This window comes from Sorangium sp. So ce1036, assembly GCF_051369805.1.
Taxonomy (GTDB): Bacteria; Myxococcota_A; Polyangia; order Polyangiales; family Polyangiaceae; genus Sorangium; species Sorangium cellulosum_F.
The window spans coordinates 6,361,956-6,374,065 of record NZ_JBBMOX010000001.1 but is presented as its reverse complement, the minus strand read 5'-3'; the positions used below and the strand labels follow the sequence as shown (position 1 = coordinate 6,374,065).

At 70.0% G+C, this 12,110-nt stretch carries 10 protein-coding genes; 4 read left to right on the top strand and 6 right to left on the bottom strand.

The window, feature by feature from the left end; genetic code table 11:
- Positions 1–280 precede the first annotated feature (280 nt).
- Positions 281–1,453 carry a vWA domain-containing protein gene (locus WMF31_RS23965; RefSeq protein ID WP_436604161.1) on the top strand — a complete coding sequence of 391 codons (1,173 nt, stop codon included), beginning with the start codon at positions 281–283 and terminating at the stop codon, positions 1,451–1,453.
- Between the two features lie 18 nt (positions 1,454–1,471).
- Here WMF31_RS23965 and WMF31_RS23960 read toward each other — a convergent pair whose 3' ends face one another.
- The 4 genes from WMF31_RS23960 to WMF31_RS23945 all read right to left on the bottom strand — a co-directional run bounded on the left by WMF31_RS23960 (position 1,472) and on the right by WMF31_RS23945 (position 6,407).
- Positions 1,472–2,641 carry an acyl-CoA dehydrogenase family protein gene (locus WMF31_RS23960; RefSeq protein ID WP_436604160.1) on the bottom strand — a complete coding sequence of 390 codons (1,170 nt, stop codon included), beginning with the start codon at positions 2,639–2,641 and terminating at the stop codon, positions 1,472–1,474.
- A gap of 109 nt (positions 2,642–2,750) precedes the next feature.
- Positions 2,751–3,692 (bottom strand): hypothetical protein, encoded by a 942-nt coding sequence (locus tag WMF31_RS23955; RefSeq protein ID WP_436604159.1) that lies wholly within the window; start codon positions 3,690–3,692, stop codon positions 2,751–2,753.
- A gap of 260 nt (positions 3,693–3,952) precedes the next feature.
- Positions 3,953–4,660 carry a hypothetical protein gene (locus tag WMF31_RS23950; protein WP_436604158.1) on the bottom strand — a complete coding sequence of 236 codons (708 nt, stop codon included), beginning with the start codon at positions 4,658–4,660 and terminating at the stop codon, positions 3,953–3,955.
- 106 nt (positions 4,661–4,766) lie between these two features.
- Positions 4,767–6,407, bottom strand: coding sequence for an aminotransferase class I/II-fold pyridoxal phosphate-dependent enzyme (locus tag WMF31_RS23945; RefSeq protein ID WP_436604157.1), 1,641 nt, complete (start codon positions 6,405–6,407; stop codon positions 4,767–4,769).
- A 399-nt stretch (positions 6,408–6,806) separates the two neighbouring features.
- Between WMF31_RS23945 and WMF31_RS23940 the strand changes: the two genes are divergently transcribed.
- Positions 6,807–8,168: a sigma-54-dependent transcriptional regulator gene (locus WMF31_RS23940; protein ID WP_436604156.1), complete on the top strand. Its 1,362-nt coding sequence runs from the start codon at positions 6,807–6,809 to the stop codon at positions 8,166–8,168.
- Between the two features lie 107 nt (positions 8,169–8,275).
- Here WMF31_RS23940 and WMF31_RS23935 read toward each other — a convergent pair whose 3' ends face one another.
- Both WMF31_RS23935 and WMF31_RS23930 read right to left on the bottom strand, forming a co-directional pair.
- Positions 8,276–9,796, bottom strand: a complete 1,521-nt coding sequence (locus WMF31_RS23935; protein WP_436604155.1) for a serine/threonine-protein kinase — start codon at positions 9,794–9,796, stop codon at positions 8,276–8,278.
- A gap of 24 nt (positions 9,797–9,820) precedes the next feature.
- Positions 9,821–10,420, bottom strand: a complete 600-nt coding sequence (locus tag WMF31_RS23930; RefSeq protein WP_436604154.1) for an RNA polymerase sigma factor — start codon at positions 10,418–10,420, stop codon at positions 9,821–9,823.
- Between the two features lie 358 nt (positions 10,421–10,778).
- Here WMF31_RS23930 and WMF31_RS23925 point away from each other — a divergent pair, with 358 nt between their 5' ends.
- Positions 10,779–11,378 (top strand): hypothetical protein, encoded by a 600-nt coding sequence (locus tag WMF31_RS23925; protein WP_129347297.1) that lies wholly within the window; start codon positions 10,779–10,781, stop codon positions 11,376–11,378.
- A gap of 48 nt (positions 11,379–11,426) precedes the next feature.
- On the top strand, positions 11,427–11,849 hold the full coding sequence (locus WMF31_RS23920) for a hypothetical protein (protein WP_436604153.1): 423 nt from the start codon (positions 11,427–11,429) through the stop codon (positions 11,847–11,849).
- The last annotated feature ends 261 nt before the right edge of the window (positions 11,850–12,110 follow it).

The window sequence follows — 12,110 nt, the reverse complement described above, 5'->3', positions numbered from 1 at the left end:
TTGCGTGGGCTAGATCCTGAATACACCGACGCACAAGCGTGTTGCGCGCTCGTGGTCGAGTTGCAACGTGATTGTCAGAATGCGATGTCATGTCTTTTTGACGCGTATTCCGGGCGAGGAGCTGCTTTATCGGTTATACTACTTGCTGGCCCCGGAGCTCCAGGCGGCGCGGTCCGGCGGAGTGACGTCTCTGGAGGCCTCGTCGCTTCTGGTTGCTTTCGTGCCGGCTTGAGAAGCTGGCAGTTGCTTGAACAGGAGTCGGTCCATGAGATTGCCCACGATGGCCATCGCTTTGTCGATGGTGACCTTGGTCGGCGCGGCGTGCGGCGGGGGTCCGGACGGCAGCGCGGGCAGCGGTGGCTCGCAGAGCGGCTCGGGCTCGGGGAGCGACAGCGCCAGCTCCGGCGGGATCTTCGGCGGCGAGGACGATCTGAACCCGGGCGGGGGCGGCATCGGCAGCGGTGACTCGACGGGCGCGGGGCAGGCGTGCGCCACCCAGTCGTCCAAGGCGGAGCTTCAACCGGTGTACCTCGCCTTCGCGTTCGACGTGTCGGGCAGCATGGGACAGAACGATCAGCCCTGGCACGACAAGAGCCTCAAGTGGGACCCCGTCGTCCGCGCGACGAAGGAGTTCTTCTCGGATCCCGGGGCCGCCGGGCTCACGGCGTCGCTCACGTTCTTCCCTGGCGCCAATCAGCGGCGGATGTGCTCGGGCGGCACCTACTCGAGCCCGGATGTCGAGATGACGCCGCTGCCGTCCATGGCGTTCGCCGAGGCGATCGATGCCGTCACGCCCGAGCCAGGCGAGCGCTGGCGCATCGGCACGCCGACCGCGTTCGTGGTGCAAGGCACGACGACGTTCATCGAGGAGGAGCGCCGGCAGAACCCCGGGAAATACGCGATCGTGCTCGTGACCGACGGTTACCCGCAGCTGTGCGACGGGGCGGACTCGATCGAGGCCGTCGTGCAACGTGTCGAGTCGGCGCGCGAGAGCAACATCGCGACCTACGTGGTCGGGGTCGCCAACCCGCCGGTGGAAGACGCGCCGGAGAACGTGGAGAACCTGAAGGAGATCGCCGTGGCGGGCGGCACGGGAGACGCGTTCATCATCGACACCGGCGACCCCGAGGAGACCGCGGCCACGTTCAGGGCGGCCATCGACCAGATCCGCGGCTCCGCGGTCTCGTGCACGCTCCCGATCCCGCCGGCCCCCGACGGAAGGACGTTCGACAAGCAGAAGGTCAACGTGACGTACACGAGCGGCGCCGGCACCCCGACGAGCCTCATGTATGATCAGGAGTGCGAGTCCGGCAGCGGATGGCGCTACGACGACCCCGCAGACCCGACGCAGATCGTGCTCTGCGAGGGCGCGTGCTCCATGGTTCAATCCGACCCCGACGCGTCTCTGGGCGTCGACTTCACCTGCGAGGACGTGATCATCGTCCCCCTGTGATCGGCGTCGCTCGCTGGCTCAGATAGAGAAGCCGGTCGCCTGCCCGAGGAGCGCGGCGCCGGCCTGGCCGAGCCACCCCTCGGCCGCGGCCGCGTGCTGGGAGAACGTGTGCATGTCGCGGAACCGCCGCTGCAGCGGCGACGCGTCGCGGGCCACGCCGCCCCCTCCGGCCTGGTAGCAGGCGTCCACGGCCCGGGCCGCCGTCTCCGTCACCCAGGCCAGCGCGGCCGAGATCTGCGGCGCGAGGCCGAGGGCGGCCGCGGGGTCGTTGACGCACGCAGCCCAGAACGCGTCGCCCGTCTCGCGCAGGAGGGCGCGGGCGGCCCGCACGCTCGTCGCGGCGCGACCGAGGTGCACCTGGAACACCGGCGACTCGGCGAGCGCGGCGCGCGCATAGAGCCGCTTCTTGCCCGAGGTCGCGAGCGCCACGGTGTCGTCGAGCGCCCCCTGCGCGATGCCCACGGCCACGGCGCCCATGTGCAGCACGAAGTGCAGGACGGGCGCGACGAAGCCCGGCGAGGCGACCGCCGGCGTGCCCTGGAAGATGTCGAACGAGCGCTCGGCGGGGCAGAACGCGGCCTCGACCGCGATGTCGTGGCTGCCCGTCCCGCGCAGGCCGAGCACGGACCAGGTGTCGAGGATGCGCACCTCGCTCGCCGGGAACAGCATGGCCCGCGTCGCCGGCACGCCCTCCATCGGGCCGGGCAGCGGGCGGCCGCCGTCCGTGAGCACGCAGTTGCCGAACAGGAAGCTCGCGTGCTCGCAGCCGGAGGCGAAGCTCCAGCGCCCCGTGACGCGGTATCCGCCCGCCGCGGCGTCGGCCTCCCCCTGCGCGTTGAAGCCGCCGCCGATGATCACGTCCGGCCCGCCGGCGTAGATGGCGTCGAAGCGCTCGCGCGGCAGGAGCGCGAACAGGTGCGGGCTCTCCGAGCCGATCATCACCGTCCAGCCGGTGGCGCCGTCCGCCCGCGCGAGCGTCTCCAGGACCTCCATCCCCGTGCGCACGTCCACCTCGTAACCGCCGTGGCTCCGCGGGAGGAACATCCGGAAGCAGCCTGCCGCCTTGAGCTCATCGAGCAGGTCGGCGGGAATGCGCCGCGCCGCCTCGATCTCCGTGCTCCGGGCCGAGATCCCGGGGGCCAGATCGCGGACGGCCTGCAGCAGCATCACGGCGTGATCGTTCTTCATGGATCGCTCCTTCATCGAGGGGGGACGGCGCCGGTGGAGTCCCGGCGAACCGGGCCGTGAGGCGAGGGGTCCTGTCGCGATCACGCGCCCGGGCGTGATCCACCGCGGATCACCAGGTGTGGAGGAACGTGAACCGGCCTGCGAGCCTGTTGTCGGGGTGGAGCTCGTCCTGGGTCTCGTAGCCGAGATAGAGGAGCAGCTTGTTGCCGGTGCCGTAGTTCAGGCCGACGATCCCGCCGACCTGGAGGCTGGAAAGGCCCGTGTCGTCGACGGCCGCGTCGGCCGTGGCGCCCGGAACCTCGTTGAGGTCGACGGTCAGCTCGAGGTGCGGGCCGATGCTGAAGTCTTCGGTCACGGAGAAGAGAAGGAAGTCCCGCGAGTAGAAGATGTTCTGGACGTTCTCGTTGAACATGCTGGAGAACGATCCCAGGAGCCACGACTCGAAGTAGACGGGCTTCGCGTCGACGTAGGTGAAGAGCTGCGGGGCGACCAGCGCCGCTGGCTCCTGGCTGAGGAAGTTGAACGCGAAGCCCACCATCGGGTTGAGGGTGACCGGGCCGAAGGTGAAGGCGGGGCCGATGTCGAACTCCGCGGTTCCCAGCATCGGCGTGATGTAGATGTCGGTGGAGAGGCTGACGGGGCCGCCGAGCGGGTGCGAGGCGCCGGCCCAGAGCTGGAGGCCGAGGTTGTCGGCGTCGAACCGGAACCAGCTCATGATCGGGCTCGCCTCGGCCGGCGGCTCTGCCACCGGCGCCGCGGTGCCCTGCGCCGGCGTGCCGGCCGCCATGTCACCCGCTGTGGCGGTCGGCTCCGCCTGGGGTGCTGTGGCGATCGGCGCCGCCGACGCTGCGCCCGGCGCCGCCGCAGCGGCGTCCGGCGCCGCCGCAGCGGCGTCCGGCGCCGCCGGCGCTGCGCCCGGCGCCGCAGCGGCGTCCGGCGCCGCCGGCGCTGCGCCCGGATCGACCGCGGGCGGCGCGGGATCCTGGGCCCAGGCGGCCGGCGACGCGAGCAACCCCACGACGCAGGTGAGCGCCGCGCAACGTTTCCCCATTCCATTCTCCATCATTGAACTGCCTCCCTGCGCAACATGAAACCTAACGGCAACATCACAGATGCCGGCAACCATGAGACGAAACGGCAGCGAGCCGACGATAACGTGACGGAGAGGAGCTAGGCAAAGCCGATGTGCACGGGCGCGCGCGATGACGCCGCGCTCGCCCATCGTGGCTGATCGTGATCGAGGAGAGCGAGCTCCGGGACCGGGCCGCCGGGCCCGGCGGCGTGCGCAGCGCGCGCCGGGCGGCGCGGCCGTCACACGGGGAGGTGCTGGATGCCCGCGGCCGCCCCGAGCGACGCGAGCGCCGCGGCCCCGGCGAGCAGCAGCGTCATCTTCAGCAGCGCCCCTTCGATCTGGTCCGCGACGAGATCGTCCACGGCCTGCACGACCTCGTCCCGCACCTTGATCAGATCGATTCCGCCCTTCTGGTTCGCCTCGTCCCGGAAGCGCGACAGCGTCAGCCGCTCGACGTAGCCGAGCAGCCGCGCCTCGATCCTGCGCCGCAGGTACCCTCGCGCGCCGCCCCCCTGCGGCGCCGCCTGCACCCTGTGGATCACCGCGAGCCGCAGCCGCTTCGCCGCGTCGTTCAGCGGCACGCGCTCCACCGCCTGCGCCAGGCGCCCGCCGCGCGCGCCGGCCTCGGCCTGGCCCGTGACGCCGAGCACCCGATCGAACACCGCGGACACGAGCATCCCGCCGAGGCGCCGCGCCCGCACGACCTGGAGGACGCCGGTGCCGAGCGCGCGCTTCCACGCCAGGGTGAAGCCGAGCACGGCGGAGACCGCCACCGCCACGACGGCCGCGAGCGCCCCGCGCAGCGCCGAGCCGTCCGCCGCGATGGCGTACGACGACGCCGCGAGCACCAGCGCGAGCAGCGACATCGCCGCCGCGGTCAGGAAGAACGAGCGGAGCGCCGGCCCCAGCGCCCCGGCCACGCCGTGCGCGAACGGTCTCAGATCCATGCCCGTCACGCTATCACGGCCGCCGGGTGCCTCTCCCGCCCGCGCGGAGCCGCCGCAAGGCGGCGCAGAGGTCCGGCCATCCTGGCCGGACCCCGGACCGGCGGGGCTAGATGACCCCGAACTTCTTGCCGACCTTCTCGAACGCCTCGAGCGCGTGATCGAGGTGCTTCCGCTCGTGGGTCGCCATGTAGCTCGTCCGGAGGACCTGCTGCTTGGGCGGCACGCCCGGGGTGATGAACGGGTTCACGTACACGGCGTAGTCGTCGAGGAGCGACTTCCACATCATGACGGTCTTGAGATCGTCGCGGATGTAGATGGGGATCACCGCCGTCTCGGTCTTGCCGAGCTCGAAGCCGAGCCGCTGCAGCTCGGTGCGCATGTAGGTGAAGTTCTCGCGGAGCTTCTCCTGGCGCCAGGGCTCCTCCTGCATGACCTCGAGCGCGGCCATGGCCGCGGCCACGCAGGGCGGCGCCGCGCTCGCCGCGAAGAGGAAGCTGTAGGCGAAATGCTGAATGTAATCGAGCACCTTGCGCTCGCCGACGAGCCAGCCGCCGATCGAGGCGAGCGACTTCGAGAAGGTGCCGCCGATGAGGTCGACGTCCTTCGAGAGGCCGAAGTGCGCCGCGGTGCCGCGCCCGCCCGGGCCGATGACGCCGAGGGCGTGCGCGTCGTCGACCAGGAGCCGCGCCTTGTGCTTCTTCACGACCTCGACGATGCCGGGCAGGCTCGCGATCTCGCCCTGGGCGCTGAACACGCCGTCCGTGATCACCAGCGCGCCCTCGGTGTCGGCGAGCTCGGAGAGCGCGCCGTCGAGCGCCGCCGGGTCGCTGTGCTTGTAGCGGACCATCCGCGCGCCGGCGGCCTGCGCGAGCCGCACGCCGTCGTAGATCGACGCGTGATCGTCCTTGTCGATGATCGCGACGCTCCGCTTGTTGCTGAGCAGCGCCGAGATGGTCGCGATGTTGACCTGGTAGCCCGTCGTGAACACGAGCCCCGCCTCCTTGCCGTGGTAGGCGGCGAGCTTCTCCTCGAGCTCGTTGTGGAGGCGCATCGACCCGTTCACGAGCCGCGAGCCCGTCATGCTCGTGCCGTACTTGTCGATCGCGCTCCGCGCGGCTTCCCGCACCTTCGGGTGGGTCGTCAGCCCGAGGTAGTTGTTCGAGCCGAGCATGATCACGCTCCGCCCCTCGAGCTGCGCCTCGGGCCCGTTGTTGAAGTCGAGCGGGCGGAAGAACGGGTAGACCCCCATGGCGCGGGCGTTGTCCGCGGTCATGAACTTGAACGCCTTCTCGAACACGTCGCGCCCGCCGATGCGCGACAGCGACGTCCGCGCGGCCATCTGGGTCGCGAGCTGCTGCTCGGCCGCCGCCGCGACGTAGGTGCCGGCCCCGTTCGCGGCCGCGCCGTTCGTGCGCGGGCGGGCGGCGGCCCGGTCGGTCGTCGCCTCCTCCACCGTGGAGAGCGCCCCGCCGTTCGCGGCGGCCCGGGGCGCCGCCGCGCGGGCGGGCGCTGCCCCGTGGACGCCGGCCTCGTCGTCCAGCGCCGGATCGATGTTCGGGAGCGCGTGCCCGTTGAGCAGGATGTCCCACGCCTCGGCGGCCCGCTCCCGGGCGGCGCGCAGGCGGTTCTTCGCGTCCATCACCCCGGTGGCGAGCCGCATCACGCGATCGTTGCTGACGACCCGGACGACCGTGCTCGACGAGGCGAGCTTCTTGGCTTGGTCGACCAGACGATCCTTCATGCTCATGCCCTGGCTCCTCACGCAATCTTGCTGGTTAAGGGACGCGGTCCTGCCCGCGAAAGCCGCTCCGGAGCGGCGCGCGGGGCCGCGCGGCCCTGCTCGAGTCCGGTGCGCGTCGCCGCTAAAGCAGCCTGCGCGACCTGCGTCAACTGGCACGGCGCTGCGCGGAGCCCACGAGGAGCGCTCGACGCAAAGCACGATCGCGGCGCCCCCGGCGTCGCGCCGGGTAGCGCAGCGCCGTCGCGCTCGCCCGCCAGCGCGGCGAGGCCGCCCGCGCTCGACCCTCCGCGCGCAGCGGGGCGCGGGGCGCCGACCCACGCGCCCGATGGGCGCGCCGCGGCATCGGCGCCGGGCGCAACTCGTTGCGGAGTGGTGCGCGCCGGTGTAGAAAAGTTTTCAGGGTCTATGCGCCGTGTCCTGGTCGTCGACGATGAAGAAAACCTGCGCCTCGTGGTGCGTACCATCCTCAAGCGGGACGGGTACGAGGTCGAGGCGGTCTCGAGCGGCGAGGAGGCGCTCGCCATGGTCGAGACGTTCGGGCCCGACGTGATCCTCACGGACGTCCGGATGCCCCGGATGGGCGGGCTCGACCTGCTCGCGACGCTCAAGGCCAAGGGGAACGAGGCCACGGTCATCGTGATGAGCGCCTACGGCAACATCGACCTGGCGATCGAGGCGATGAAGGCCGGCGCCTACGACTACATCCAGAAGCCGTTCAAGGCCGAGGAGGTGCTGCTCACGCTCCGCAAGGCCGAGGAGCGGGAGGCGCTCCGCCGCGAGAACCGCGCCCTCCGGCAGGAGATCCGGCGGGAGAACCTGTTCGAGGACATCCTCGCGAAGAGCCCGCCGATGCAGGTGATCTTCAAGACCATCGCGAAGATCGCCGACTACAAGACCACGGCGCTCATCACGGGCGAGAGCGGCGTCGGCAAGGAGCTCGTGGCCCGCGCGATCCACCGCAGGTCGAGCCGGCGCGGCGGGCCGTTCGTGGCGGTCAACTGCGGCGCCATCCCGGAGAACCTCCTGGAGAGCGAGCTGTTCGGGTACCGGCGGGGCGCGTTCACCGACGCGGTGAACGACCGAGCAGGGCTGTTCGAGCAGGCGAACCACGGCACGCTGCTGCTCGACGAGATCGGCGAGCTGCCGCTCCCTCTCCAGGTGAAGCTCCTGCGCGTGCTCCAGGAGGAGACGATCCGCCGCCTGGGGGACAGCAAGGACGTCAAGGTCGACGTCCGCATCCTCGCGGCGACCCACAGGGACCTCGCGGCCGAGACGCAGGCCGGCAGGTTCCGCGAGGACCTGTTCTACCGGATCAACGTGCTCCCGATCGCCATCCCGCCGCTCCGGGAGCGGCGCGAGGACATCCCGATCCTCATGGACCACTTCCTCGCGCGGAACAACGCGCGGTTCGGGATGAACATCCGCGGCTTCGAGCCCGAGGCGCGCCGGCTGCTCCTGGAGTACCGGTGGCCCGGGAACGTGCGGGAGCTGGAGAACACCATCGAGCGCGCCATGGTGCTCTGCGAGGGCGAGCGGATCGGCGAGGCCGACCTGCCCGAGCGGATCCGCGAGGCGCGCGACCCGATCCAGATGCAGCTCACGAGCGGCGAGCTGTCGATCAAGAAGACGTCGCGCGTCATCGAGGAGATCCTCATCCGGCGCGCGCTCCAGAAGACCAAGGGCAACCGGACCAAGGCGGCCGAGGTGCTGGAGATCAGCCACCGCGCGCTGCTGTACAAGATCAAGGACTACCGGATCGATCTCTGAGGCGGCGCTCGCCCGGGAGGCCCCGCGGCGCGGGCGAGCGCCTGCCCATGGTGAGCGCGCGAGGCGCGCGGGCGCTGGACGAGCACGGACCGGGGCGCGTCGTCCCTTCAGTCCGGCGCGACACGCTGTACGACCACAGGGCCGCTCGTCCTGAAGGCGAGCCACGCGCCCTCGCTCGAGCCGATCCAGAACCGCTTCTCCTCGCCCACCGTCCATTCGCCATCATAAGGCTTGACGCTCATGTTGATGGTCTGCACGGTGTTACCTGGGACGATGTCCGCCGTGGCCTTCACGATGTTGTGCGGCTTGCGCGCGCACGTGGGTCCGTCGCCCACGAAGAGCGTGAGCTTGCCTGGCGCGAGCCATGGCCGCTCGTCATCTCTCGTGACGAAGAAGCGCAGCGACGGGGAAGACGGCGTCGGCATGTACGCCGCCGCCCTCAGCGTGACCGCCTCGTCGGCGGCGCATCCGGGGCCGCTCTTCCCAGGGACGTGCACGTAGGCGGCGGTGGTGTCGTCCCCGGAGGCCGAGACGCGCGCGGCGAAGGCGACGACGACCCCGGCGACCAGGGCAGCGGCGCCTCCGAGCGCCATGGCGCGGCGTGCGCTGTTGCGGTCACGCGTGATCGGCCGGAGCGCCGCCGCGAGGGCCGAGCCATCGGCGAACCTATTCCTCGGATCCCGCCGCGTGCAGCGCTCGATCACCCTCTCGAGCGCCGCGCGCCGACGTTGATCCCTGTGTCGACGGGGGCACCTCGCCGTCATCTCCCGGAGGAGAATGCCGAACGAGTAGACGTCGGATCTGGCATCGACGGGCTCGTTGGCCTCCTGCTCCGGCGACATGTATCCCGGGGTGCCGCCGCGCCCGACGGTCGCCGCGCCGGCGGCGACGCTCGCCGGCGCGCTCGCGAGCGCCGCGGCGTCCGCCACGGTCCTGGCGCCAGGCAGGAGCGTCGATAGACCGAAGTCGAGGATCTTTGCGCTTCGGTCCGTCGTGATCATGACGTTGTTCGGGCTCAGATCTCGGTGAATGACGCCTGCGGCGTGCGCGGCGGCCAGCCCCTCGGCGATCTGCAGGGCATACCGGGCCACCTCGTGGAGATCGACGCGGCTGCTCTGCAGGAAGTGGCCCAGGGGCTTCCCCTCGACGTACTCCATGACCACGAATGTCACGCCGTCCCACTCGGCGATATCGAAGATGCGGGCGACGTTCGGATGGGAGACGGCATCGGCGTTCTGCGCCTCGCGTTCGAGCAGCTGGCCGCGGTGGGCGCTGCAACCGGGTCTCTCCTTCATGACCTTCAACGCCACGGTCTGGCGGCGTAGCTTGCAGTGCTGCGCCTTGTAGATGATCCCCATGCCGCCCGCGCCGATTCGCTCCAGGACCTCGAACTGCGCGAGCCGCCGGCCGACCAACGGATCCGCGCCGCCCTGCTGCTCGCCCGAGAGCGGCAGGGAGCCGCCGGCGCTGACGCGCGCGATCCGGCCGAGGACGAGCGCCGCCGGCCCGTCCTCCGCGGACTGGAGCGAGCCCTCCTCGGCGCCGAGCGCTGCGCCCCCGCGCTCGCCCGCGTCGTCCCTCGACTCGCCCGAGGAACATCGTCCTGTGTCGAGAAAAGGATCGTACATCGGCATCCTCACCGCCCTGTCGTCTCAATCAGCGCCCAGCAAGCCGGCCTGGCGCGCCTGCTGGAGGATCTCCTCTTTGATCCTGCGATACCGCTGGCGGAGCCTCGCCGCTGCTTGCCTGTCGGGCCTGGGAGAGTCGAGCATGATGCTCGCCACCTCGTGCCACGGGAGGCCCCGGTCGACGCGAAGTGCGAGCAGCATCCTGGCTTCGGGGTCCAGACCATCACGAATGCGGGCCACCTCGTCTCGCACCTTGGATCGCAGGTAGGGGAGCGTCTCTGTTCGCACCCGGGCCTCCAGCGCTTGCAGCTCGGGTGACTGCGACAGCGGCTGCTGACGTCGCTGGCGGCGGCGAGCTTCGAAGAAGCGATTGCACGTCCTTCGCGCGATGGCGTAGATCCACGTCCGGAAGCTGGAAGACCACCGAAAACGCGCGACGCCGGCCAGGACCGCTTCCCAGAGCTCCGAGCTCGCGTCGGCCGCGTCCTGCTCGCCCAGGATGCCGTGGAAAAAGGCGAACATCTCGCGCCCGAAGGCGAGGATCGCGACGCCTACGGCTTCCTTGAAATCTCCCAGCTCGTGGTGGAGACGTATCGCCCGTTCGGGATCGCTCCCAGCAGCCACGACATCGGCCCGTGCACGCGATGTGCCCGCTGTCCTCGAAGACGACTGCGCCTGTCTCACGGTGCGAATATACACGTTCCATCAGACATCGTCACTGCTGCGAGAGAGCGCGCGGCGGGCTGCGCGCGAGGTGTGAAGGGGTAAATTACGTCCTGTCTGAATGGCACGCGACGCTGCAGATTTTTCTGTCACATGGGGCGCGTCGTCCCACCATCCCCTCAGAGCCTCGATCGAGATCGCGCGCCTCTGAGGCTGCGCCGCATCGACGCCCACGGACGTCCTGCGGCCGCTACTGGGGAGCGCCCCCGTAAGGGCTCGAAAGGACAATGTCATGCATCCATGGATATTTGGATTCTTGATGAGCGCCATCGTCGCGCTCGGGTGCTCTGCCGCGCCGGCCAGCTCGGCGCTCGACCCGACCGACGGCTTCACGCACGCGGAGCTTCGCTCGGTGATCGAGCTGGCCGAGGTGGGGGACGCCGAGAGCGTCGCGGAGCTTTATGAGCTGGAGCAGGCCATGAGCGTGGAAGAGAAGCGGCGGCTCGTCGCGATGGTCGACGAGCTCGATCTCGATCTCGATCCGCCGATGACTGCGCAAGCGTACTGGCAGGGCCTGAAGCTGCCGGTCAGCTGGTCCGACTGGCCGACAGGAAAATATCCATACGTTGCTACCAGCGCGATCGGCGCCTGCGGCTCGGACGAGGACCTCATCGCGAAGTACCGGGACATCTCGTTCCATCACTGGTCCGAGCTCTACCTGACGACGAACAACGCCGCCACGTTCCTGTTGGCCAAGCTCAACGGTGGTGGGTTGACCGAGTATTATGCCGACACCACGACCAGGCGTGTCGAGATCTGCGCCGGAGCTTGGATATTCGCCGGGCTGCCCATCGTCCGTGACCAGCTCAGCTCGATGACGCTGAACGTGTCGTCGTCCGGCGGCGTCAGCAGCTGGTGAACGGTTGGACGCCCATCGGGTACGTGACCATGAATGGAGGTTTGTGTGATGAGACGGAAATTGGGATCGTTGCTGTTTCTGGCAGCTCACCTGTCGGGCTGCGCGCTCGCCGCAGACGACAGCGGAGATCCATCGGAGGAGGTCGCCGGAGTCGAGCAGCTGCTCACGAGGGTGTATTATGTCTCCAACCCAACGAGCAGATGCTCCAGCGCCCTCCGGCTGACGGCCACTGGAGCCAATCTCACGAGCATCCAGCCGTCCAGTCCCAACGAGCCCATGGATTCGCTGTTCTCTCCAGGGACCGGCTACCTCGTCGACACCTGGTACGTCGGAGGGTGGGGTGCCAGCAAAGACTACAGCTATGCGACCGCCTGCGCTGACCTCGGGACGGTCACGGTCCACGTGACCGGGGGCGCGGTGGATCGGCTGAGGTACTGGTTCACCGACTGCCCCTGTGAAGGGTACGATTGACGCCCAGCGACGATGCCGGTCGCGCGCTCGTTGCCCGTCGACGACGACCTCCGAGGCGTTGAGGAGAGGCGAGGGGCCGCGTCCGCGCGGGGCAAGACCGGTCTCTGTCGCTGCCGCGCGCTGCGCTGCCCCAGATCGGTCCTCGAGTGGGGGCGATGACGTGGGCGCGCGGAGCGTCGCGGCGGCCGACCTGGACGATGCACCTGAGGGACGCCGCCGCCAGTTCGTCGCCCTCGTCGGTGCTCTCTTGCGCCCGTCGCC

What these genes read in the sequence shown, in the direction of transcription:
- WMF31_RS23965 (WP_436604161.1), top strand. Translation starts at nt 281, where the DNA reads ATGGCCATCGCTTTGTCGATGGTGACCTTGGTCGGCGCGGCGTGCGGC.
- WMF31_RS23960 (WP_436604160.1), bottom strand. Translation starts at nt 2,641, where the DNA reads ATGAAGAACGATCACGCCGTGATGCTGCTGCAGGCCGTCCGCGATCTG.
- WMF31_RS23955 (WP_436604159.1), bottom strand. Translation starts at nt 3,692, where the DNA reads ATGGGGAAACGTTGCGCGGCGCTCACCTGCGTCGTGGGGTTGCTCGCG.
- WMF31_RS23950 (WP_436604158.1), bottom strand. Translation starts at nt 4,660, where the DNA reads ATGGATCTGAGACCGTTCGCGCACGGCGTGGCCGGGGCGCTGGGGCCG.
- WMF31_RS23945 (WP_436604157.1), bottom strand. Translation starts at nt 6,407, where the DNA reads ATGAGCATGAAGGATCGTCTGGTCGACCAAGCCAAGAAGCTCGCCTCG.
- WMF31_RS23940 (WP_436604156.1), top strand. Translation starts at nt 6,807, where the DNA reads ATGCGCCGTGTCCTGGTCGTCGACGATGAAGAAAACCTGCGCCTCGTG.
- WMF31_RS23935 (WP_436604155.1), bottom strand. Translation starts at nt 9,796, where the DNA reads ATGTACGATCCTTTTCTCGACACAGGACGATGTTCCTCGGGCGAGTCG.
- WMF31_RS23925 (WP_129347297.1), top strand. Translation starts at nt 10,779, where the DNA reads ATGAGCGCCATCGTCGCGCTCGGGTGCTCTGCCGCGCCGGCCAGCTCG.
- WMF31_RS23920 (WP_436604153.1), top strand. Translation starts at nt 11,427, where the DNA reads ATGAGACGGAAATTGGGATCGTTGCTGTTTCTGGCAGCTCACCTGTCG.